Raw genomic sequence first — 20,857 nt, 5'->3', positions numbered from 1 at the left:
CCTTGCTTGATGAACTTCCCAGGGCCAAATGGCTGCTGGCCGACCGTGGCTATGATGCCGACTGGTATCGTGACGCTTTACAGGCCAAGGGGATCACTCCCTGCATTCCGGGTCGCAAATCCCGCAACAAGGCCATCAAATACGACAAACGCCGCTACAAGCGGCGCAACCGGATCGAGATAATGTTCGGGCGTCTCAAAGACTGGCGGCGTGTCGCGACGCGCTATGACAGGTGCCCAATGGCCTTCCTCTCCGCAATCGCTCTCGCGGCTACCGTTATCTTCTGGCTCTGATCAACGAGTCCTGAGCCTAGCCACACCTGTTATCGATGTGACAGGATGTTGACGAGCTTGCCGAACGGATCCCGGGTAAAGAACCGCCGGACGCCCCACGGCTCGTCAACCGGCCCGTACTCTATTGGAAACCCGGCATCCCTCACGCGGGCCAGCGCTTCTTCGACATCGTCAACCTCGATGGAAAGTGCCGGCACCGGCGTGTCGGCACCGCCTTGCGATGCGAAACTGACCTGCACCTTCATCGCCGCGTCAGCGCCATAGGTGACGATCCATCCGTGATCCATGACGATTTCCAGACCAAGCACCTCGGCGTAGAACCGCCATGCCAGACCAGGATCGGGCGTTTCTACATTGGTAACGATCCGTTGGACTTTCATAGGCTCCTCGCGTGATCCGACGTCTAGTCCGCCATGGTTTCAAGGCTAGCAAAGCCTTCCGGCATGCCGCCTTCGTCGAAGGGAGTCGTGACCTCGACGAAAGTGTCCGGGTAGAAACCGTTGAACCTTGTGCGCAGCGACAGGGAATAGGCGCCAATATGGCCGATCTCGATCCAGTCGCCGGTATCGACAGTCTCCGGCAACCAGAACGGACGTGACAGAATATCGACGGAATCGCAGGTCGCCCCGCAGACCTTGAACGGCACGATGTTCTTCTGGTCGCCATTGCGATGGCGGATTGCCGGGTCGGGAATGAATCGTGCCGGCAACGTGATCTTGCCGGTCCATGAATCCGACAGCGACGCCCAGATACCGTCATTGATGTAGAGCCGCCTGCCCTTGCGCAAGAGCACCCGCACGATCAGCGAATAGGCGCGCGCGACGATGACGCGCCCCGGCTCGGCAACCAGCGGCGTGCCGCTGAAACCCCATTCGTCGATGTCGGTGCGAAGCCGCGTCATGATCTCCTCGAGCGAGGGCATGACCGGCTGCCTGCGGTTCGGATCGTGGCCATATTCTGCTGGAAAGCCGCCGCCGACATCGAGTGCCGCAATCTCCGCCTTGACGCGGCTTCGCACCCACGCCGCAGAAGCCAGCGCGCGCTCATACGTGTCAGGATCCTCGATCTGGCTGCCGACATGGAAGCAGATGCCGACCTTGAAGCCGGCACGGGCAAGCCGGTCGATCAGTTCGACGGCGGCAGCAGGTCCGGCACCGTATTTCTTCGACAGTTCGTAAGCGGCACTGCCCTTGGTTTGCAGCCGCACGAATACGGTCACCGTGCCGGGGTCGATGTCGAGGGCGCGAACGACGCGCGTCACCTTGGTGATCTCATCCTCATGATCGACCACAATCACGCGTATGCCGTAATCTTCCATCGCCAGACGGATATGCGACTGCGCCTTGACCGGATGCATGTAGAGCATCTCGGCATCGGGTGCGACGGCGCGGACTTCCGCAATCTCGGCAGGAGACGCCACGTCGAACCCGGTGACACCGGCTTCCGCAAGCGCTTTCAGCACCATCGGCTCGCCATTGGTCTTGACTGCATAGGCTGTCTTGCCGGGAAACATCGACATGAACGCCCGGCAATCCTGCTTCAGCACTTCAGGGCGAAAGCAATAGACCGGATCGTCCGGACGAAGTGCGAGCGCTGCCTCGCGTGCATTTTCGAATCGCTGCATGTACCTCTCCAGTTTCCGCAGGACGCTAAATGCGGTCCGCGACAGGAAGATGGCTGGCCAGTTGTTGCCATTGCGTAGACCAGCGCTGAAACCGGGTGGCCAACCCCACACCGGCATCCTATGCGTGAGCAAAGCAGCCCGGAGTAACCTTTGCAATGAAGACCTCGATACAGCAGAAGACAATTACGCCCCGCGATTGGAGCATGCTGCTGCTGCTCGGTGCTTTGTGGGGCGGATCGTTCTTCTTCGCACGCGTTGCGGTTCTTGAAATCCATCCGCTGACGCTGGTTCTTTTCCGCGTCTCGATTGCGGCTGTCGCCCTTCACATCTATCTCGCCCTTGTCGGGCCGTCATTTCGCCTCGCCCTGCCGATGGCTGCGAGCTTTTTTGGCCTCGCCGCCCTGAACAATGTGATCCCGTTCACGTTGATGTTTGCAGGCCAGACCGAGCTTGGCGCGGGTGCTGCCTCGATCCTCAATGCGACCACACCGTTCTGGACGATGCTGCTTGCCAATATGATGACGGACGACGAAAAGCTGTCCTGGAACAAGATCATCGGTGTCGTTCTGGGAATATGCGGCGCGGTGGTGATGATCGGACCGGACGTCGTAACCGCCTCAGGCGCGCCGGTATGGGCCAAATTTGCCCTTGTCGGAACCGCCGTATCCTATGCGTTTGCAGCGCTCTATGCGCGCCGGTTCAGCAAGCTGGCACCGCAAATCGTCGCCACGGGCCAGCTCACCGCGTCGACGCTGATCATGCTGCCGGTGGTGCTGCTTTGGAACGGCACCAGCGGCCTGTTCGACGCCAGCATGGCTGCGTGGCTGTCAGTGCTCGGTCTGGCATTGCTGGCGACCTCGGTCGGCTACATCCTGTTCTTTGCCCTGATCCGCTCGGCGGGCGCAACCAATGCCTCGCTGGTGACCCTTATCGTCCCCGTCTCCGCAATCCTGCTCGGCGCTCTATTTCTCGGCGAACGCATGCAGTGGTATGAATTCGGTGGCATGGGGCTGATCGGATTGGGTCTCATCATCATTGATGGACGGCTGATCCGTCGCACCAGAACGTGAAACTTCCTGCAGTTTTTCACACAAAACATTCGTCAGGAAAAACAAACAGCTGGCTTCATATCAGCGTGATCTGAAGCGATTTGCTGCGACGCAGCGAGGAAATTTGCTTGTCATCGGGGCAGGTTCGCCTAGAATCGACTGCGTTGTCAGCAGAGGAGGCTGTACGATGGGACTTGCCAAGCCGATCAACGCCTTGATGATTTGTGCTGCCTTTGCCTTTGTCGGCGCTCTGATTGTGGGCGTACTGGTCTGACGGACCACTCCGTCGCATCCCATAGCAATTACGCAACGAAAAGGCCGGAGAAACCCTCCGGCCTTTTTGTTTGAGCATTTCGCCTTCCTCAAGCAGCTGCCGCCGCACTTGCCTCCGGCGCAGGCCGTATGCCGATGAGGTGGCAGATTGCAAAGGCAAGGTCGGCGCGGTTCATCGTGTAGAAGTGGAACTCTTCGATGCCGCGCTCCACAAGGTCCAGAACCTGCTCGGCAGCAATCGCCGATGCGACCAGCGCATGGGTCTGCGGGTCACGCTCGAGACCGGCAAATCGCTCGGCAATCCATGCCGGAACATGCGCGCCGCAGCGCGCCGAGAAGTTTGCCACCGCGCCAAAATTATGGATCGGAAGGATGCCCGGAACGATCGGGATGTAGATGCCGGCGCGCCGGACACGCTCGACATAGCGCTCGTAAAGGTCGTTATCGAAGAAGAACTGGGTGATCGCCCGCGTCGCTCCATTGTCGACCTTGCGCTTGAGCATGTCGATGTCGGTGGCGAAATCCGCGCTTTCAGGGTGCTTTTCAGGGTAGGCCGACACAGACACATCGAAATCGCCGATGCGCCGGATCGCAGCGACCAGCTCAGCACCATTGGAATAGCCCTGCGGGTGCGGGCGATAGGCCTCGCCGACACCGGATACCGGATCACCACGCAGCGCCACGAAGCGCGTCACGCCCATCTCGGCAAACTCTCGGACCACCGCATCAACTTCGTCGCGGGTGGCATCGACGCAAGTCATATGCGCTGCGGGTTTGAGGCTGCTTTGCGCCAGAATGCGACCGACGGTGCGCGCCGTGCGCTCGCGCGTCGAGCCCCCTGCCCCGTAGGTCACGGACACATAATGCGGCGAGACGGTCTCAAGGCGCGTGATCGTCTCCCACAGACGGCTTTCCATCTCGTCCGACTTGGGTGGGAAGAATTCGAACGACACCTTGATGCGCTCACCGAGATCGGCACGGCGGGAGAGTCTTGGCTCGGCCATCAGACGATTTCCTTGGAATGTAGAGAATGAAGCTGGGAGGGATCTGCAATGAGGAGGCGCTGATCGCGCGCCATCCAGAGCTTGACGGTGAGGCCTGTCGCATCGTTCTCGGGCGCAAAGCTACGCTCTGCTTCAAGTTCGAGGCCGGCTTCTTCAAGCCAATCCGCGATCTGCCGGTCGGAGAAGCCGAGACGCAAATGGGCGTGTTCCTCGCGCAGAAAGTCATGCGCATGCGGCGCAAAGTCGACGATCATCAGCCGGCCAGCCGGACGCAGAAGGCGCGCTGCTTCGGCAACCGCAACGCCCGGCTCCTCAAGATAGTGCAAGACCTGATGCATCGAGACCAGATCGAACGCATCGCGCTCGACCGGTGGCGCGTAGAGGTCGCCCTGGCGCACCTGGGCGTGCGCAATCCCGGCCTTGTCGAGATTGGCGCGCGCGACCGTCAGCATCTCGCGCGACAGGTCGATGCCGACACCACGACGATAGAGCGGCGCAAAGAGTTCGAGCAGCCGGCCCGTGCCCGTGCCAAGATCGAGCATCGCCTGGAAGGGACGATCACCGACAAGTTCACGCATCGCATTTTCGACCGCGCCATCCTGCACATGCAGCGACCGGATCTCGTCCCAGCTCGCGGCGTTGGCGCTGAAATAGTCGGCTGCCTTTGTCTGCCGTTTGCGCTTGACCGCTTCAAGCCGCTCCAGATCCCGCTCGACGACCGGGTCGGCGGTGTCCACGCGCGACGTAATTCCATTCAGGAAATCACGCACATGCTCGCCATCCGCGACCCTGAAAAACGCCCACGATCCCTCCTGATAGCGGTCGATCAGCGCTGCTTCCATCAGCAGCTTGAGATGACGCGAGACGCGCGGCTGCGACTGGCCGAGGATCTCGGTCAGGTCGGTCACGGTCAGATCGCCACGTGACAGAAGCATCAGAATACGGAAGCGGCTGGATTCCGCTGCCGCCTTCAGCGTATCAACCATCACGTTCAGATTTATCGAGGAGCGCATCAGCATGGCAACGTCCAAAAACACATAAAGATATATTTATGTGAATCTGAGCGCTTTGACAAGTCGAATTCGCAGACGCGCGGTTACCACTCCATGATACGCAATACCAATCGACAAAGAGCCATCGCGAAGGCCCTGACCGCATTGCTGCCGATGGCGCCCTATTCGGATATTGAAAAGATACGGGAGATGGCGAGCGCGCGCGACCGGCGCGACCTGCCCGCGTCAATCGCAGTCTGGATCGCGGCGATCACCTATGTCCGCCACGAGCACAGCAGCTATGACGAGCTTCTTTCAGATGGATATGATCGCGACGCGGCGCGCTTCTTCGTCGTCGACGAGATCAACGAGACGCTGACGCGCTGGCGTGCAACCCGTCTTCTGGATGCGGATGATCCGGACTAGCCTGTCAGCGATAGATCCACTGATCCGGCAACCGGACCGAGACTTCTTCGCCAGCGGAAATCGTGCCCGGTTTTTCAACCCACGCAACGAGGCCGCGCTGGCGACGAGCCACTTTCGGGAACAACAGCGATCCCGCGTCGACATCCGCCATGCCGGCATGACGCGCGATGGAGCGCCCCGCGAGCCGGCAGGGAATGTTCTGACCGTCGACCTTCAGGGTCACGCCATTCTTGAAGAACAGGATCGTTCCCGCAGGCAACATTGACAGCCGGGCGATCCCCTCAAGCACCAGATTGGCCCCGATCCATTCCGGCATGACCTCTGTAAGGTCCATCTTGCGGGCCACGTCCGCAAGTTCATCTGCCGCCACGATGGTAAGCTGGCGCTCGTTGCGGATTTCAGTGCCGCGTGGATACCACGGCTCGCGCCCGCCCGAGCGGCGTGTAAGTCCCGTGTGAAAATCATTAGCGATGCCAGCGAAATCAAGTTCCAGCGTTTGCGTCGCAGCCGTCACGAAATCATTGTTGGCAGCGGTGAAAAGCCCGGCCACGCGTGCGCTGATCTTCTTGCCGGGTACAATTTCCGGCTCGTCGTCGCGGCGTTCGAAAAGCTCTGCTGTCACGTCAATCTCCATCAACACCGCGCTTTGATGGGTTGAAACGCGCGCAACGTCCAGAGAATTCGCCTGATCGATCTATTCGTGCCGTTGATGGCTCACATCATCCGCAGCAGCGCGCCGCCGATAGAGTACCCGGCTCCATAGGTGCACAACAGGCCATAATCGTCGGCCTTCATGTCCTTGTGGTTCTGGTGAAGCGCAACGATAGCCCCGGCAGCAGCCGTGTTGCCCAGTTCTTCCAGAATGGTCGGCGCAATGTCGTGACCGATCTCGCGCCCGAAGGCGAGCTTCAGGATCATCTGGTTCATGCGCGCATTGGCCTGATGCAGCCAGAAACGACGCACCGTTTCGGGCGTGCGGCCATGTTCCGCAAGGAAGTCGACGATGAAGCGGTGGCTGGCAACCGTCACATCCTTGAACACCCGGTTGCCCTGCTGCTTGATCAGGTTGCCTTCGCTCTGGATGACACTGGTGTCTTCTTGCGCGGCGCGGTTGAGATAGCTGAAATTGGAGCGGATATTGTTGGAAAACTGCGTCCAGTTGCGGGTGTCGAGAACTTCAAAGCGCCCTTCGACCTGGCGGTCATCATCGACAGCCTCCAGCAACAGCGCTGTCGCGGCATCGCCGAAGATGAAATGGGTTTGCCGGTCGCGGAAGTTCAGATGTGCGGTGATGAGCTCCGGCGTCACCACCAGCGCGCGGCGGTGGGCACCCGAGCGCAGAAGGTTGAACGCGACATGCAGGCCGGACGCAGCGGACGAGCAGCCGAGGCTGAGATCGAACGCAGCGCCCTTGGCGCCGATGGCCTGCTGGATCTCGATGCCGATGGAAGGATAAAGCCGTTGCAGATGCGAGCCGGCGCAGATGACCAGATCGACTTCCTCTGCGTCGATGCCGGCTTCCTGCAACGCGGCATTTGCCGCCTGCGCGCCGAATTCTGCGGTGACGGAAAGCTCGTCGTCGTCGCGCGCCGGAATATGCGGCGCCATCCGGTCGAGATCGAGAATACCTTCGCGCGCATAGACGTGACGGCGCTTGATCCCCGATGCGTGATAGATGAAATCCGCGCTGGATTTCTGAAGCGGATCGAGCCCCTGTGCCTGACGCGAAAGATTTTCACGATCGACCCAGCCATTGAAGCTCTCAACGAGTTCTTCGTTCGAAATCACCGCGTCCGGGATGCTGACGCCTGTACCGCTGATAATGACGCGTTTCATGTTCTTGTCCTGACAATGCAGCCACGAGACTGCGGCGCGGCCGTTCTCAGGTCACGTCACTTCAAATTATCTGCATCGCGTTTACGTAAGCTTAACCGCACTCTCAACCACCGCCCAACGAATTGCGCGCACATCTTTGTGTAGCGCACATCACCCCACCAACGAAAACGCCCCTCCAGCCGGTGAGGCCGAAGGGGCGTTTTTCAAAGATTAGCGCTTCTAATCAGCGCGTCAGGCGCTTGTAGGTCATCGCCTTCGGGTTCAGCGCGTCAGGGCCCAGACGGCGGACCTTGTCCTTCTCGTAGTCTTCGAAGTTGCCTTCGAACCACTCAACATGGCTGTCGCCTTCGAACGCCAGGATGTGCGTTGCCAGACGGTCGAGGAACATGCGGTCGTGGGAGATGATGACGGCGCAGCCGGCATAGTTTTCCAGCGCATCCTCAAGCGCGGCCAGCGTCTCGGTGTCGAGGTCGTTGGTCGGTTCGTCAAGGAGCAGCACGTTGCCGCCGGACTTCAGCATCTTGGCAAGGTGAACGCGGTTGCGCTGACCACCCGAAAGATTGCCGACCTTCTGCTGCTGGTCACCGCCACGGAAGTTGAACGACGAGCAATAGGCGCGCGTGTTGGCCTCGAACTTGCCGAGCTTGACGACTTCGGCACCGCCGGAAATCTCTTCCCAGACGGTCTTGTTCGGGTCGAGCGCGTCACGGCTCTGGTCGACATAGCCGAGCTGCACGGTCTCGCCGACGCGGATCGAACCGCTGTCCGGCGTCTCCTGCCCCGTGATCATCTTGAACAAAGTCGTCTTACCAGCGCCGTTCGGACCGATGACGCCGACAATGCCACCGGGCGGCAGCTTGAAGGAGAGATCGTCGATCAGCAGGCGGTCGCCAAAGCCCTTCGACACGCCATCGACTTCGATGACGACATTGCCCAGACGCTCGCCATACGGAATGACGATCTGCGTATCCGTCGGACGGCGGTTGTCGGCAGCCTCGAGCAGATCCTGGAACGCCTGGATACGGGCCTTCGACTTGGTCTGACGGGCTTTCGGGCTCGACGAAATCCACTCGCGCTCACGGCTGATCGCGCGCTGGCGTGCGTCGTCTTCACGGCCTTCCTGCTTGAGGCGCTTCGCCTTGGCTTCCAGATAGGCGGTGTAGTTGCCTTCGTACGGAATGCCACGGCCACGGTCGAGCTCGAGAATCCAGCCGGTGACGTTGTCGAGGAAGTAGCGATCGTGGGTGATCAGGATCACGGAGCCCTTATAGGCTCGCAGGTGCCGTTCCAGCCACGCGGTCGTTTCTGCGTCAAGATGGTTGGTCGGCTCGTCAAGCAGCAGCAGGTCCGGCTCGGACAACAGCAACTGGCACAGCGCAACGCGGCGGCGCTCACCACCCGAAAGCTTGGTGACGTCGGCATCCTTCGGAGGACAGGCCAGCGCTTCCATCGCCATCTCGACCTGCTGCTCCAGATCCCACAGATTGAGGCGATCCATCTCGTCCTGGAGATGCGCGGATTCTTCCGCGGTCTCGTCCGAGTAGTTCATCATCAGCTCATTGTAGCGCTCGATGATGGCGGTCTTCTTGGCAACGCCCTGCATGACGTTTTCGAAGACGTTGAGTTCGGGCTCGAGATGCGGCTCCTGTGCGAGATAGCCAACGGTCGCACCGTCTGCGAGCCAGGCCTCACCGCTCCAATCCTTGTCGATACCCGCCATGATCTTCAGGACGGTCGATTTACCGGCGCCGTTCGGGCCGAGAATACCGATCTTCGCATCGGGGTAGAATGAAAGATGAAGGTTCTCGAGAACCTTCTTGGCGCCGTAAGCCTTGGTCAGGCCCGACATGTGATAGATGAACTGGCGTGCCATGGCGCGCGAAAACTCCGTTGTTCCTGTGCGGGAAAAATCGTTGGGGCGTATGTAAGCGATCCAAAGCCGAAGGGCAATCGCTGCAACTGACCCGATGTCACCAAACTCTTGCCATTGTCGTGCTGCATGGGCCAGCAATGACCCGACCCCGCCATTTTCATAACGTCGCCATCCGATCCGGCATCAGTGCAATGGTGCTGCTTGTCCTTGCCGCCTGTCAGGCAACACCGGGCAGCGGCCTGGCATCGTCTGCCGCAGATGCGTCCATCGGGCCGCGCCAATGCGCAGCTCCCCTGCCCGATGGCCCACCGGCCAAACCGGATCGGCTGACGGCCTTTGGAACCGCAACAGCATGGAATGTCGGACGGACGGTCGGCCGCAACGCCATTGCCGGGGCTGGCGGAATGGTGGCCGGACCGGTCGGCGGTGCGGTCGCCGGCAAGCTTGCTGCCAGCGCTTTGCCCTCCGAGTTCGACATTCGCGGCAACTGGCAGATCACGGATGGCGTTCCCGATTGCGCTTGCGCCCTCTCGCTGGCTGCGCCCGGCTCGTGGTCCGGCGCAAACACGGAACGCGGCACGGCACGGGCTTCGGGATGCAACAACGCACTTCTGGCCAGCGCCAACGATTTCCGGCTCGACGAAACGATGACCGGACTTGATGCAGAGTTTTTAGTGTACGCCTCCAACGGAAACCGCATCGCGGTTCTGCGGCGTGACGGCCCGGACTATTATTCCGGCGCGCTGTCCAACGGGCGGACGATAACGATGTGGCGGGAGTGATTTTCGCGTGAACGCCGGCTGAACATCCGGTTCAGGTCTGGTTCGAGGGGCTGGGGAGATAGTGGCGTTGTTCTCGAAACGAAGCCAACCCCAGAGACCGGAGCCAAAGACATGAACAAGAATTTCTTTCTCACCGCCGCCGTCGCAGCAATCATGGGCTTTTCCGCAATCCCAGCCATGGCCAACAGCGTCTGGCTCGACCAATACGGCGTGCGCAACGAGGCCGGCGGTCGCCAGACCGGCATCAACAACAACATGGGCATCTATCAGGACGGCCGCCGCAACAGCGCCATCGGCAACCAGTTCGGCCGCAGCAACACCATCGCCATCGGCCAGAACGGCCGCCGCAACACCGCGCAGGCGCATCAGACCGGCCGCTACAATCAGGCTGGTGTCGGCCAGTTCGGCTCCAACCACAACGCCGTCGTGGTGCAGGACGGCAATGGCAACATCGCCGCAGGCGTCCAGGTCGGCAATGGCTGCAGCGGCAACGTCGCGCAGACCGGCAGCGGCAACGTCGCAGCCTTCGTCCAGACCTGCCCCTGATCGAGGTTCACCGCCGCACCGGAGCCCCCCAGCTCCCGTGCGGCACCGAACGAAAGGAACAGAGCGATGACCAATCTCAAGCAATTTTCGATCTGCGCAGCGCTTGTTGTGGCCGGGCTTGGCGCAGCATTCAGCACCGCGGGAGCCAGCCAGCCGGGCTCTCAGCCGGTGCAGTGCGAGATCGCGACGAAGAAATCGTCAGGTGGCATGACAAGCATCGAGGGCCGCGTGCATGCGTCCAAAGCGATCAGCGGCACCTACACGCTGCAAGTCAGCGGCCCCGGTGCCAATATCAGCCAGGGCGGTGATTTCGACGCCGGCGTCGGCAAACCGCAGGTTCTGAGCTCCGTCATGCTGAGCGGCAGCGGCCAGCGCATCAGCCTTGACGTTACCGTCGGCGGCCACACCACCTCATGCACCAAACGCCTCTGATGGTAGCGCAACACCAATGGTAAAGGCCTCGGATATCTCCGGGGCCTTTTCTTCATGCGGGCGTATGAACTCCCATTAACGCGCAATGAATGACCGGTTCCAAACCGGTTCAGACGCGGTGGTGCATTCTCCAGATATCGAAGCAAAAGACCTTCAGAGGAGAACGCAGATGACCACCCGCAACGCACTTGCAACCGCTCTCACCGCCCTCGCCGTCAGCACCGCTGCTCTGGCGGCACCAGCCCACGCCGGCTCGGTCAGTTTCAATCTGCAGCCGCGCAACGCTGATGAACACCGCGTCATGCGTGCCGGGCTCGGCATCTACGCGCTCGTCAACGCAGTGCAGAGCGGCAGCATCCGCCAGATCGGCAGCGGCAATTCCGCCGGGCTGGCGCAGAACGGTTCGGGCAATCTCGGCATCGTCCACCAGGAGGGCCAGGGCCACAGCGGCACGCTGGCGCAGAACGGCAATGGCAACCGCTACGGCCTGTTCCAGTTCGGTCGCAACACCAGCAGCAACGTCACCCAGAACGGCAATGGCGGCACCGGCGCGACATTCCAGTTCGGCTGGTAATGGAAAAAGGGCGCGGAGTGATCCGCGCCCTTTGAGTTGATCGCTGACCTTCGGGATCAGGCGTTGGCCAGCTGGCTGCGGTGTGCCCAGCCTGTCATGCGGGTTTCGACCCAGGCCATCACCGCGTACATGACGATACCCTCAATCGCGAGCATAATCAGACCGGCGAACACGAGCGGCACGTTGAACTGGCTTTGCGCCGCCGCCATCATGTAGCCAAGGCCGGAATTGGCGGCGATGGTTTCGGAAATCACCGAGCCGACAAAGGCCAGCGTGATCGCCACCTTCAGCGAACCGAAGAAATACGGCATCGAGCGGGGGATACCGACCTTGAGCATGATGTCCATCTTGCGGGCCCCAAGCGCGCGCAACACATCTTCCGTTTCCGGCTCGATGGTGGCGAGGCCGGTCGCGACGTTCACGACGATCGGGAAAAACGCGATCAGGAATGCCGTGAGCACTGCCGGAATCGTTCCTATGCCGAACCAGATGACGAGAATCGGCACGACAGCGACCTTCGGGATGGCGTTGAAGCCCACCATCAGCGGGTAGAGCCCCGCATAGATCATGCGCGACCAGCCGATGAGCAGGCCCAGCGCCAATCCGCCAACGACCGCAAGACCAAACCCCAGCGTGGTGGTGAACAACGTCTGGATCGAGTGCCGCTGGATTGCCGGCCAATACTGATAGAGCGCGCCAACGATGGCCGACGGCGCGGGAAGGATCGTCGGACGGATCGCGAACAACCGAACCGCCAGCTCCCAGACGACGAACAAACCGATCGTGTAAATCCACGGAGCAAGCGCGATCCAGTTGATGCCTGACTTCTTTGTACCTGACATGCTCATGCCACCTGCCTCGCATCTGCGATTTCGCCGCGCAACTCCTGCACTTTCTTGGTGAATGCGGGATCGTACATCAGCTCGAGTTCGCGCGGACGCGGGAAGTCGATCTTGTGTTCGTGAAGCACGCGGCCCGGTCGTGCGCTCATCACGAACACCCGGTCAGCCAGATAGACGGCTTCACGCAGATCGTGGGTCACCAGAACGATGGTCACGTCCTGCTGCGCGTGAAGATCGCGAATGACCTGCCACAGTTCTTCGCGGGTAAATGCGTCGAGCGCGCCGAACGGTTCGTCCAGCATCAGCAATTCCGGCTCATGAATGAGCGCCCGGCACAGATTGGCGCGCTGCTGCATGCCACCCGAAAGCTGCCATGGAAACTTGTCGCCAAATCCCTTGAGGCCGACGATTTCGAGCAGACGTTCCGCCTGCGCGACATATTCGGCCTTGTGGGCGCGGAGCCGCTTGCGGTGCTTGTCGACAATCTCCAGCGGCAGGAGAATGTTGTCGAGCGTTGTGCGCCACGGCAACATCGTCGGATTCTGAAACGCCATGCCGACAATCGACACCGGCTTCGTCACCTGCTGGCCCGCCACAACGACGGAGCCTGTCTGGGGAATATGCAACCCGGTCACAAGCCGCATGAGCGTGGATTTGCCACAGCCGGATGGACCTACAACGGCTGCAAACTCGCCCTTCTCGACTGCGATATTGAGGCCGGAAACTGCAAGAACTCCCCCCTCGCCTCCGTATCGCATATCGACGTTTTCAATTCTGACCAGATGGTCTCCCATATTTTCCCCTTAGTCCCCTGCGAGTTCCCAAAAGAAAGTCGCCCCGCTTTGATCCAGGATGCCGATCTGGCTGCCCGGATATCGCGGAGCGACGCTCTTTGCCTTACTTGAACCGGCGCTCCTCCACCGGCGGCAGATACTGCATATCAACGACATCCTCAGGCTTCACATTGCCTTTCAGGTCCATCGACAGCCAGAGCTGTTCGAACGCGCGTGCAAGACGATCCATCTCGATGTTGCCAAAGCCGTTGGTCTGAACCGCTGCGGTGTTGATGTTCATCGCGTTGGCCATCTTCAGGCGTTCAGTCTCAACGGCAAGATCGAGAATCTCGTTACGCTTGAGAACCGCTGCGGCACCCGCATCCGGGTCCGCCACGGCATCTGCGAACCCCTTGGCAAGCGCACGCAGGAAGCCCTTCACAGCCTCCGGGTTCGACTCCGCGAACTTGGTGTTGACCAGGATCGCATTGCCGTAGAGATCAAGACCGTTCTCTGCCATCAGGATCGGCACGATGTCCTCGTCAGGCACACCCTGCGCCTTGAGGTTGAGGATCACCGAGAAAGCAAAGCCGAACACGGCGTCGACCTCGCCCTGCGCCAGCATCGGCTCACGAACCGGGAAGCCGATGCCCTCCAGCGTGATGGTCGAGGTGTCGAGCTTGTTGACGTCAACAAAGGCAGGCCACTGCGCGAATGCACCATCTGGTGGCGGCGCACCGAGCTTCTTGCCCTCCAGCGACTTCGGGTCTTCCGTAATGCCGAGCGAACGACGACCGACGATCGAGAAGGTCGGGATATCGTAGATCATCATGACCGCACGAACGTCCTGCGTGGGATCCTGATCGAGAAACTTGATCAGCGAGTTGATATCGCCGAAGCCCATCTGGTAGGTGCCGGTGGAAACCCGCGGGATCGCCTCGACCGATCCTGCACCGGTGTCGATGGTCACGTTGAGTCCTTCGGCAGCAAAGTGCCCATTGTCCTCAGCAAGAAAGAAACCCGCTGCTGGCCCCTCGAAACGCCAGTCGAGCGTAAATGAGATGTTGGTCTGGGCTGAAGCGGGGATTACCGCAGCAGCCGCAATAAGCCCGCCCGCAAGCATAGTGGCGGCCATAGAAAAAGTTCGTCGTGAAAGCATATAGTTCCCCTGTATTCATTTTGTTTTATTGATGAGCATGAAACAGTGAGACTATGAACTTGGCAACCCCTACGTCAGGTGACAGCGCAGGGCGATGTCACAAAAACATTCCCAACGACAGTCGCAAAACGCTGTTTTCGGCAACTGTTCGGCCTCCGAAATACGCAATACGTCAAATCACCACTTGCGGTTGAAAGTCTTTCGCAAAAATCAGAACGAGAAGTTCATGACATTTGAAAACAGGCGCGAGGTGGCGTCCCCAAGCGGTGCACGGCTCAACCTCTACAATACCAGCCTGCCAAACCCGGCAGCGGTCATACAGATCAACCACGGGCTCGCCGAGCACGCAGCGCGCTACGCACGGTTTGCCGCAGCACTTCGAGACAACGGATTTGTCGTCTATGCCCATGACCATCGGGGGCATGGCCATACCAAGGCAGATGGAGCGCCTCTCGGCTCATTCGGGGCGACGCACGCGACAGAACTTCTTCTGAGCGATGTCGGCGCTGTGCACGACCTGATCGCGCAGGAGCATCCCGGCGTCCCTGTCATCGTCTTCGGACACTCCATGGGCGCGCTGATCGGCCTCAATTTCGTCCTTGCACATTCGCAACGCATTGCGGCTGCGGCGATCTGGAATGGCAATTTTTCCGCCGGATTGGCAGGGCGCGCTGCACAGCTGATCCTCGCATGGGAACGGTTCCGTCTCGGCTCAGATGTGCCGTCGCGCATGCTGCCGAAGCTGACTTTTGACGCGTGGAGCAAACAAACCAGCGATAGCCGTACAGCGTTCGACTGGCTGTCGAGAGACACGGCAGAAGTCGACGCCTATGTCGCCGACAAACTCTGCGGCTGGAACGCGTCGGTGGGAATGTGGACCACGGTGTTCGATCTGATCTTTGCAGGTGCGGACGATCGCAACTTCTCGACCGTGCGAACTGACCTGCCATTCAATATCACCGGCGGGGAGAAAGACCCTGCGACTCACGGCGGCAAGGCAACAAATGATCTGGCCAAACGGCTCGAACGTTTGGGCTTTTCGAATCTTTTTTCAAAGGTTTACGAGCAAACCCGCCACGAATCTCTCAACGAGTTGAATCGTAACGTCATAACGCAGGATTTCATTCGATGGGCGACGAGCGTCCTGCGCAATTGATGCGAAAACCTCATGACCCTATCGAGATAACTCGATTACGAACCCAACACTGATCTGGTAACTCAGAGGGAGAAATCGAAGGAACTGCAAACATGGCCCACCCCCCTCTCAAAGGCATCCGTGTCATCGAACTCGCGCGCATTCTGGCGGGACCATGGGGCGGGCAGCTTCTGGCCGATCTCGGCGCCGATGTGATCAAGGTGGAAAATCCAGACGGCGGCGACGACACCCGCAAATGGGGCCCTCCTTTTGTAACCGGCAGTGACGGTGAAAACCTGTCCGCTGCCTACTACCATTCCACCAATCGCGGAAAGCGGTCGATCACGGCGGACTTTTCCACCGCCGAAGGGGTGGAAACCATCCGCAAGCTCGTTGCCACTGCCGACGTTCTGATCGAGAATTTCAAGGTTGGTGGCCTGAAGAAGTACGGCCTCGACTATGAGAGCCTGAAGGCGATCAACCCGCGACTGGTCTATTGCTCGATTACCGGGTTCGGTCAGGATGGCCCCTATGCGCCACGCGCAGGCTACGACTTTGTCGTGCAAGGGATCAGCGGCCTGATGTCGATCACCGGCGAAGCCGGACGCGAGCCGCAAAAAGTCGGCGTTGCCGTCTCGGACATCTTCACCGGGCTTTATTCCGTGATCGCGATCCAGGCAGCGCTGCGACACGCCGAAGCGACAGGCGAAGGCCAGCATATCGACATGGCGCTGCTCGACACGCAGGTGTCTGTGCTGGGCAACCAGAACCTCAACTATCTCGTGTCTGGCAAGGTGCCGGTGCAGATGGGCAACGCCCATATGAACATCGCGCCTTACGAAGTGCTGCCGGTTCAGGACGGGTTTTTCATTCTCGCGGTCGGCAATGACGGTCAGTTCCAGCGGTTCTGCAAGGTCGTCGGCCTTGACCATCTGGCCACCGATCCCGACTTTTCCACCAATCCCGCGCGTGTCGCCAACCGCGCGCGCCTGCGCGAAATTCTTGTCGAAACCCTGGCGACGTGGGAGCGCGGCAAGCTGTTGCCGCTGCTCGACGTCAACGCCGTTCCGGCCAGCCCGATCAACAATATCGGCGAGATGTTCGACGACCCGCAGGTGATCGCGCGCGGCATGCGCATGCAGCTCGACGACGGCATGGGCAACACGCTTCCTTCCGTGCGCGCCCCCATGGTCATGAGCGGCACGCCGTTGCAGTATGACCGTCCGTCGCCCCGACTCGGGCAGCACACGGACGAAATTCTCGCAGAACTGGAGGAACGGGAAAAATGAGAACAGGCGGCCAACTCATCGTCGACGCCCTTGAAGCAAATGGTGTCGAGCGGCTCTTCTGTGTTCCCGGCGAGAGTTATCTTGCTGTCCTCGACGCCCTGCACGACTCGAAGATCGACACCGTCATCTGCCGCCAGGAAGGCGGCGCGGCAATGATGGCCGACTGTGAGGGCAGACTGACCGGCAAGCCCGGCATCTGCTTCGTCACCCGTGGCCCCGGCGCGACCAACGCCTCCGCGGGTGTCCATATTGCCATGCAGGACTCGATCCCGATGATCCTCTTCATCGGTCAGGTCGCGCGCCGCATCAAGGAACGCGAGGCGTTTCAGGAAGTCGACTACAAGGCCTATTATGGTCCGATCGCCAAATGGGTGGTCGAAATCGACGATGCTGCCCGCATTCCCGAACTGGTGACACGCGCATTTTCCGTCGCTACCTCCGGCCGTCCCGGCCCGGTGGTGATCTCGCTGCCGGAAGACATGCTGACCGACGAGGTGGAAACGCTTCGACCACTGCCCGCGACGCAAGTCGAAACGCGCCCCGGCGAGCCGGAAATGACCGCCTTGCAGTCGCTTCTGGAGAAAGCCGAGCGGCCTTTCGTCATTCTGGGCGGGACACGCTGGAGCAGCGACGCTGTCGAAAAGCTGCGCGCAACCATTGAGCGCTGGGCGCTGCCGGTCGGCTGTTCGTTCCGTCGTCAGGCACTGTTCGATCACCTGCACGCCTCCTATGCGGGCGATGTCGGCATCGGAATCAACCCGAAACTCGCCGCCTATATCAAGCAATCGGACCTGGTCCTGCTGATCGGCGGTCGCTTCGGTGAAATGCCCTCGTCCGACTACACGCTGATCAAAAGCCCCTATCCGGACCAGAAGCTAGTCCACGTCTATCCGGATGCGGACGAACTGGGCCGCGTTTTCCGCCCGACACTGGCGATCAACGCCACCCCGACCGCCTTTGTCGACGCCTTCGCGCAGACAGCCCCCAAGACGACACCTGCCTGGGCGAACCGCACCGAGGAACTGCACCAGAACTACCTCGACTGGTCGACGCCGCCGACCACCGGCCCCGGCAATGTGCAGATGGGACCGATCATGGTCCATCTGGAAGGCGTGCTGCCGGAAGACGCGATCATCTGCAACGGCGCCGGCAATTTCGCCACCTGGATGCACCGCTTCCATCGCTATCGTCGCTTCAGCACCCAGGCCGCCCCGACTTCCGGCTCGATGGGCTACGGCCTGCCGGCTGGCGTCGCCGCCAAGCATGTCCACCGCGACCGCGAGGTCATCGTGTGGGCCGGTGACGGCGATTTCCTCATGCACGGGCAAGAATTCGCCACCGCCGTGCAATATGACCTGCCGATCATCGTGGTGATCCTCAACAACGGCATCTACGGCACGATCCGCATGCACCAGGAGCGCGACTATCCCGGCCGCGTTTCGGGCACATCATTGAAGAACCCCGACTTCGCCGCCTATGCGCGTGCCTTCGGCGGCCATGGTGAAACCGTCGCGACGACCGACGCCTTCGCCCCGGCATTCGAACGCGCCCGTGCGAGCGGCAAACCGTCGATCATCGAGATCAAGCTTGATCCCGAAGCCATCACGCCGGCGAAAACGCTGAGCGAGATCAGAGCGGGGAAGTAGGCATTCGATTGGTTGTCCCGCTCCGATGTGGTATGAATGTTTCATACTTCATCGGAGCAGGTCATGAACAAGATCGACCGCCGCACAATCAGTCTACCGACAGAACAGTCCGATTATATCGACCGCCTTGTCGAATCCGGTGAGTATGGTTCGGCCAGCGAAGTCGTCCGGGCTGGCATCCGGGCGCTGCAGCAGCACGACAAGGCCATCGAAAACTGGCTACGTACCGAAGTGGCCGAGACCTACGATCGTGTCAAAGCCGGCACGGAGCGCCTGGTTCCTGTCGATGAAGTCGTTGCGGAGCTGAACAAGCGCCGTCATGCGCGCGACCGACAGGCATGAAATCCCGTCGGGTTTCATTTTCGGAGCAGGCACAGGCGGACCTGTTCGAGATTGAAACCTGGCTGGAAGCACAAATCAGCAAACAGACCGCACGACGTTACGTCGACCGCCTGATCGAGACATGCACCAAGCTCGATCTTGCCTCCAATCGCGGAAGCTCCCGTGACGACGTGGTTGCGGGTCTACGCGTGATCGGCTTTGAGCGTAGGATCACCATTGCTTTTGTCGTCGATGAAACCGACGTCCTGATCTTGCGCCTGTTTCGCTCCGGCAAAGACTGGGAAACAGCGTTTGGCGACGACTGATCGCCACGTCACACCGCGTCGAAATCCAGCACCAGATTTTGCGACGTCGGGCGGGTCTGGCAGGCGAGCGTGAAGCCTGCTTCGATCTCCCATGGCTGGAGCGAGTAGTTGACCGCCATTTCCGCAGCTCCTTCGGCGACGCGGCAGCGGCAGGTGCAGCACATGCCGCCGGCGCAGGAATAGGGCAGTTCCAGCCCGGCGCGATGCGCCGCGTCGAGCACGGTCGCATCGCCCTCGCCCATCGGGAATGCGCGCCGCACCCCGTCAACGATGACTTCGATCTGGACACCTTGTTCGGCGGCCTTTTGCGCTTGTGCCGAGCGGGGACGGGCTGGTGCGGCTTCGCCCGATGGCGTGAAGCGTTCGAACCGGATGCGGTCTTCCTCGACGCCCAGTTGCGCCAGCGTTGAGGCGACATCGTCGATCATCTCGCCGGGACCGCACAGAAAGACGCCATCGGCCTTGGTGGGGTCGATCAGGCCACGCGCCGCCAGTTCGCGGATGCGTGCGCCGTCGATGCGGCCATTGAACAGGTCGACATCCTGCGTTTCGCGCGACAGCAGATGGATCAGCGAGAACCGCTGCAGGAAACGATCTTTCAGATCCTCCAGCGCTTCGAGGAACATGATCGTGCCGGAGGTACGGTTGCCATAGATCAGCGTGATCGTGCTGTCCGGCTCATGCGCCAGAACGGTACCCGCAATCGACAGCATCGGCGTGATGCCGGACCCGGCAGCAATCAGAATGTAGTCATGGCGTTCACCGATCAGCGAGGTGAAGCGGCCTTCCGGTGGCATGACGCGAATGGTGTCGCCGACCGACAAGCGGTCGTTGACGAAACTGGAGAACCGTCCGTCGGCGACCTTCTTGACGCCGACCCGCAGCGTGGTTTCGCCCGGCGCGGAACAGATCGAGTAGGACCGCCGCGCCTCCTCGCCGTCGATGTCGGTGGACAGTGTCAGATACTGGCCGGGGCGGAAAGCAAAGGCATCCTTCAGTTCGTCCGGAATTTCGAACGCGATGGCGACGGCCTCCGGCGTTTCGCGGGCGATGGACGCAACCTTGAGGTGGTGGAATCTGGGTGCCATGATCTGCCTAGATACACTTGAAATAGTCGAAGGGTTCGCGGCACGCGGTGCAGCGATACAGTGCCTTGCATGCAGTGGAACCGAATTCGGACAGACGTTCCGTTTCGCCGGAACCGCATTGCGGACAGGCCACCTGTGTTTCGCCAAACAGCGCTCGCACCGAGTTCGACGCTTTTTGCGGCGGCGCGATGCCGTAGGCGCGCAGCTTGTCGCGGCCTTCCGCTGTGATCCAGTCGGTCGTCCAGGCCGGCGCGATCACCCGCTCGATCCGCGCCTCGAACCCTGCATCGAGCAACGCAGCTTCGACGGCGAGTTCGATGGCGAGCACCGCCGGACAGCCGGAATAGGTCGGGGTGACACGGGCGATGGCGACGCCGTGGTCGTCTATCTCGACCGAACGCAGGATGCCGAGATCGGCCACCGTCACGCAAGGGATTTCAGGGTCGGGAACCGCAGCCGCTGCCGCCCAGGCGCGGTCTGCGCTGCTAACAACAAACGCTGCCGGGGTGGAGATGACCCCACCCGTCGGCTGCGCCGCCACCCTCCCCTCAAGGGGGAGGGAAAGACGGGCGGC

General features: G+C 60.7%; 24 protein-coding genes. 12 read left to right on the top strand and 12 right to left on the bottom strand.

Annotated elements, in window-relative coordinates; translation table 11 throughout:
* The coding region (locus tag BMZ42_RS08730) for a transposase (protein WP_139207897.1) at positions 1–293 on the top strand (293 nt) is incomplete at its 5' end.
* Between the two features lie 29 nt (positions 294–322).
* Here the strand turns inward: BMZ42_RS08730 and BMZ42_RS08725 are convergent.
* Both BMZ42_RS08725 and BMZ42_RS08720 read right to left on the bottom strand, forming a co-directional pair.
* Positions 323–673 (bottom strand): VOC family protein, encoded by a 351-nt coding sequence (locus BMZ42_RS08725; RefSeq protein ID WP_091521101.1) that lies wholly within the window; start codon positions 671–673, stop codon positions 323–325.
* Positions 674–696: 23 nt separating this feature from the next.
* The gene (locus BMZ42_RS08720; protein ID WP_091521098.1) at positions 697–1,917 is read right to left on the bottom strand and encodes an alanine racemase; all 1,221 of its coding nucleotides are present in this window, start codon (positions 1,915–1,917) and stop codon (positions 697–699) included.
* 155 nt (positions 1,918–2,072) lie between these two features.
* Between BMZ42_RS08720 and BMZ42_RS08715 the strand changes: the two genes are divergently transcribed.
* A complete protein-coding gene (locus BMZ42_RS08715; RefSeq protein WP_091521097.1) occupies positions 2,073–2,987 on the top strand; it encodes a DMT family transporter in 915 nt (304 codons plus the stop codon).
* Between the two features lie 341 nt (positions 2,988–3,328).
* On the opposite strand, the gene metF is transcribed toward BMZ42_RS08715, so the two are convergent.
* Together metF and BMZ42_RS08705 are read right to left on the bottom strand one after the other, a co-directional pair.
* Positions 3,329–4,243 (bottom strand): methylenetetrahydrofolate reductase [NAD(P)H], encoded by a 915-nt coding sequence (metF, locus tag BMZ42_RS08710; protein WP_091521094.1) that lies wholly within the window; start codon positions 4,241–4,243, stop codon positions 3,329–3,331.
* Positions 4,243–5,262: an ArsR/SmtB family transcription factor gene (locus BMZ42_RS08705; RefSeq protein WP_091521146.1), complete on the bottom strand. Its 1,020-nt coding sequence runs from the start codon at positions 5,260–5,262 to the stop codon at positions 4,243–4,245. The genes metF and BMZ42_RS08705 overlap by 1 nt, the downstream gene beginning before the upstream one ends.
* Positions 5,263–5,349: 87 nt before the next feature.
* Between BMZ42_RS08705 and BMZ42_RS08700 the strand changes: the two genes are divergently transcribed.
* Positions 5,350–5,661 (top strand): DUF2293 domain-containing protein, encoded by a 312-nt coding sequence (locus BMZ42_RS08700; RefSeq protein ID WP_091521092.1) that lies wholly within the window; start codon positions 5,350–5,352, stop codon positions 5,659–5,661.
* Positions 5,662–5,665: 4 nt separating this feature from the next.
* Here BMZ42_RS08700 and BMZ42_RS08695 read toward each other — a convergent pair whose 3' ends face one another.
* The 3 genes from BMZ42_RS08695 to ettA form a co-directional block, all read right to left on the bottom strand.
* A complete protein-coding gene (locus tag BMZ42_RS08695) occupies positions 5,666–6,295 on the bottom strand; it encodes an MOSC domain-containing protein (protein ID WP_091521089.1) in 630 nt (209 codons plus the stop codon).
* 80 nt (positions 6,296–6,375) lie between these two features.
* The gene (locus BMZ42_RS08690) at positions 6,376–7,497 is read right to left on the bottom strand and encodes a beta-ketoacyl-ACP synthase III (RefSeq protein WP_091521086.1); all 1,122 of its coding nucleotides are present in this window, start codon (positions 7,495–7,497) and stop codon (positions 6,376–6,378) included.
* A 223-nt stretch (positions 7,498–7,720) separates the two neighbouring features.
* Positions 7,721–9,370, bottom strand: coding sequence for an energy-dependent translational throttle protein EttA (gene ettA / locus BMZ42_RS08685; RefSeq protein WP_091521144.1), 1,650 nt, complete (start codon positions 9,368–9,370; stop codon positions 7,721–7,723).
* Between the two features lie 137 nt (positions 9,371–9,507).
* Between ettA and BMZ42_RS08680 the strand changes: the two genes are divergently transcribed.
* From BMZ42_RS08680 to BMZ42_RS08665, 4 genes are all read left to right on the top strand, one after another.
* Entirely contained in the window at positions 9,508–10,152 is a 645-nt protein-coding gene (locus BMZ42_RS08680; protein ID WP_139207896.1) for a hypothetical protein, read from the top strand.
* A gap of 111 nt (positions 10,153–10,263) precedes the next feature.
* Positions 10,264–10,698, top strand: a complete 435-nt coding sequence (locus BMZ42_RS08675; RefSeq protein ID WP_091521082.1) for a curlin — start codon at positions 10,264–10,266, stop codon at positions 10,696–10,698.
* 66 nt (positions 10,699–10,764) lie between these two features.
* Positions 10,765–11,130 (top strand): curli-like amyloid fiber formation chaperone CsgH, encoded by a 366-nt coding sequence (gene csgH, locus BMZ42_RS08670; RefSeq protein WP_091521080.1) that lies wholly within the window; start codon positions 10,765–10,767, stop codon positions 11,128–11,130.
* A gap of 169 nt (positions 11,131–11,299) precedes the next feature.
* A complete protein-coding gene (locus BMZ42_RS08665; protein ID WP_091521077.1) occupies positions 11,300–11,704 on the top strand; it encodes a curlin in 405 nt (134 codons plus the stop codon).
* Between the two features lie 56 nt (positions 11,705–11,760).
* Here BMZ42_RS08665 and BMZ42_RS08660 read toward each other — a convergent pair whose 3' ends face one another.
* The 3 genes from BMZ42_RS08660 to BMZ42_RS08650 all read right to left on the bottom strand — a co-directional run bounded on the left by BMZ42_RS08660 (position 11,761) and on the right by BMZ42_RS08650 (position 14,478).
* Positions 11,761–12,546, bottom strand: coding sequence for an ABC transporter permease (locus BMZ42_RS08660; protein WP_175556674.1), 786 nt, complete (start codon positions 12,544–12,546; stop codon positions 11,761–11,763).
* A gap of 2 nt (positions 12,547–12,548) precedes the next feature.
* Positions 12,549–13,340: an ABC transporter ATP-binding protein gene (locus BMZ42_RS08655; protein WP_244523207.1), complete on the bottom strand. Its 792-nt coding sequence runs from the start codon at positions 13,338–13,340 to the stop codon at positions 12,549–12,551.
* Between the two features lie 103 nt (positions 13,341–13,443).
* Positions 13,444–14,478 (bottom strand): ABC transporter substrate-binding protein, encoded by a 1,035-nt coding sequence (locus tag BMZ42_RS08650; protein ID WP_091521072.1) that lies wholly within the window; start codon positions 14,476–14,478, stop codon positions 13,444–13,446.
* Positions 14,479–14,704: 226 nt separating this feature from the next.
* Between BMZ42_RS08650 and BMZ42_RS08645 the strand changes: the two genes are divergently transcribed.
* The 5 genes from BMZ42_RS08645 (at position 14,705) to BMZ42_RS08625 (ending at position 19,195) form a co-directional block, all read left to right on the top strand.
* Positions 14,705–15,634, top strand: a complete 930-nt coding sequence (locus tag BMZ42_RS08645; protein ID WP_091521139.1) for an alpha/beta fold hydrolase — start codon at positions 14,705–14,707, stop codon at positions 15,632–15,634.
* Between the two features lie 92 nt (positions 15,635–15,726).
* Complete coding sequence (locus BMZ42_RS08640) at positions 15,727–16,902, top strand: CaiB/BaiF CoA transferase family protein (protein ID WP_091521070.1); 1,176 nt, start codon at positions 15,727–15,729, stop codon at positions 16,900–16,902.
* The gene (locus BMZ42_RS08635) at positions 16,899–18,548 is read left to right on the top strand and encodes a thiamine pyrophosphate-binding protein (RefSeq protein WP_091521067.1); all 1,650 of its coding nucleotides are present in this window, start codon (positions 16,899–16,901) and stop codon (positions 18,546–18,548) included. Before BMZ42_RS08640 ends, BMZ42_RS08635 begins: the two co-directional genes overlap by 4 nt.
* A gap of 63 nt (positions 18,549–18,611) precedes the next feature.
* Positions 18,612–18,890: a type II toxin-antitoxin system ParD family antitoxin gene (locus BMZ42_RS08630; RefSeq protein WP_091521065.1), complete on the top strand. Its 279-nt coding sequence runs from the start codon at positions 18,612–18,614 to the stop codon at positions 18,888–18,890.
* Positions 18,887–19,195: a type II toxin-antitoxin system RelE/ParE family toxin gene (locus BMZ42_RS08625; protein ID WP_091521063.1), complete on the top strand. Its 309-nt coding sequence runs from the start codon at positions 18,887–18,889 to the stop codon at positions 19,193–19,195. The genes BMZ42_RS08630 and BMZ42_RS08625 overlap by 4 nt, the downstream gene beginning before the upstream one ends.
* 8 nt (positions 19,196–19,203) lie before the next feature.
* Here BMZ42_RS08625 and paaE read toward each other — a convergent pair whose 3' ends face one another.
* Together paaE and paaD are read right to left on the bottom strand one after the other, a co-directional pair.
* On the bottom strand, positions 19,204–20,283 hold the full coding sequence (gene paaE / locus BMZ42_RS08620; protein WP_091521061.1) for a 1,2-phenylacetyl-CoA epoxidase subunit PaaE: 1,080 nt from the start codon (positions 20,281–20,283) through the stop codon (positions 19,204–19,206).
* 7 nt (positions 20,284–20,290) lie between these two features.
* Positions 20,291–20,797 (bottom strand): 1,2-phenylacetyl-CoA epoxidase subunit PaaD, encoded by a 507-nt coding sequence (gene paaD, locus BMZ42_RS08615; protein WP_244523209.1) that lies wholly within the window; start codon positions 20,795–20,797, stop codon positions 20,291–20,293.
* Positions 20,798–20,857 lie beyond the last annotated feature (60 nt).

Origin of the sequence: Aquamicrobium aerolatum DSM 21857 (genome assembly GCF_900113935.1) — a bacterium.
GTDB lineage: Bacteria > Pseudomonadota > Alphaproteobacteria > Rhizobiales > Rhizobiaceae > Aerobium > Aerobium aerolatum.
Note: the sequence above shows the minus strand (reverse complement) of the source record. Positions and strands in the feature narration are given on the sequence as shown.

Excerpts from the sequence above, each read along its gene's own strand:
- BMZ42_RS08725 (WP_091521101.1), bottom strand. The coding sequence starts at position 673 with ATGAAAGTCCAACGGATCGTTACCAATGTAGAAACGCCCGATCCTGGT.
- BMZ42_RS08720 (WP_091521098.1), bottom strand. The coding sequence starts at position 1,917 with ATGCAGCGATTCGAAAATGCACGCGAGGCAGCGCTCGCACTTCGTCCG.
- BMZ42_RS08715 (WP_091521097.1), top strand. The coding sequence starts at position 2,073 with ATGAAGACCTCGATACAGCAGAAGACAATTACGCCCCGCGATTGGAGC.
- metF (WP_091521094.1), bottom strand. The coding sequence starts at position 4,243 with ATGGCCGAGCCAAGACTCTCCCGCCGTGCCGATCTCGGTGAGCGCATC.
- BMZ42_RS08705 (WP_091521146.1), bottom strand. The coding sequence starts at position 5,262 with ATGCTGATGCGCTCCTCGATAAATCTGAACGTGATGGTTGATACGCTG.
- BMZ42_RS08700 (WP_091521092.1), top strand. The coding sequence starts at position 5,350 with ATGATACGCAATACCAATCGACAAAGAGCCATCGCGAAGGCCCTGACC.
- BMZ42_RS08695 (WP_091521089.1), bottom strand. The coding sequence starts at position 6,295 with ATGGAGATTGACGTGACAGCAGAGCTTTTCGAACGCCGCGACGACGAG.
- BMZ42_RS08690 (WP_091521086.1), bottom strand. The coding sequence starts at position 7,497 with ATGAAACGCGTCATTATCAGCGGTACAGGCGTCAGCATCCCGGACGCG.
- ettA (WP_091521144.1), bottom strand. The coding sequence starts at position 9,370 with ATGGCACGCCAGTTCATCTATCACATGTCGGGCCTGACCAAGGCTTAC.
- BMZ42_RS08680 (WP_139207896.1), top strand. The coding sequence starts at position 9,508 with ATGACCCGACCCCGCCATTTTCATAACGTCGCCATCCGATCCGGCATC.
- BMZ42_RS08675 (WP_091521082.1), top strand. The coding sequence starts at position 10,264 with ATGAACAAGAATTTCTTTCTCACCGCCGCCGTCGCAGCAATCATGGGC.
- csgH (WP_091521080.1), top strand. The coding sequence starts at position 10,765 with ATGACCAATCTCAAGCAATTTTCGATCTGCGCAGCGCTTGTTGTGGCC.
- BMZ42_RS08665 (WP_091521077.1), top strand. The coding sequence starts at position 11,300 with ATGACCACCCGCAACGCACTTGCAACCGCTCTCACCGCCCTCGCCGTC.
- BMZ42_RS08660 (WP_175556674.1), bottom strand. The coding sequence starts at position 12,546 with ATGTCAGGTACAAAGAAGTCAGGCATCAACTGGATCGCGCTTGCTCCG.
- BMZ42_RS08655 (WP_244523207.1), bottom strand. The coding sequence starts at position 13,340 with ATGGGAGACCATCTGGTCAGAATTGAAAACGTCGATATGCGATACGGA.
- BMZ42_RS08650 (WP_091521072.1), bottom strand. The coding sequence starts at position 14,478 with ATGCTTTCACGACGAACTTTTTCTATGGCCGCCACTATGCTTGCGGGC.
- BMZ42_RS08645 (WP_091521139.1), top strand. The coding sequence starts at position 14,705 with ATGACATTTGAAAACAGGCGCGAGGTGGCGTCCCCAAGCGGTGCACGG.
- BMZ42_RS08640 (WP_091521070.1), top strand. The coding sequence starts at position 15,727 with ATGGCCCACCCCCCTCTCAAAGGCATCCGTGTCATCGAACTCGCGCGC.
- BMZ42_RS08635 (WP_091521067.1), top strand. The coding sequence starts at position 16,899 with ATGAGAACAGGCGGCCAACTCATCGTCGACGCCCTTGAAGCAAATGGT.
- BMZ42_RS08630 (WP_091521065.1), top strand. The coding sequence starts at position 18,612 with ATGAACAAGATCGACCGCCGCACAATCAGTCTACCGACAGAACAGTCC.
- BMZ42_RS08625 (WP_091521063.1), top strand. The coding sequence starts at position 18,887 with ATGAAATCCCGTCGGGTTTCATTTTCGGAGCAGGCACAGGCGGACCTG.
- paaE (WP_091521061.1), bottom strand. The coding sequence starts at position 20,283 with ATGGCACCCAGATTCCACCACCTCAAGGTTGCGTCCATCGCCCGCGAA.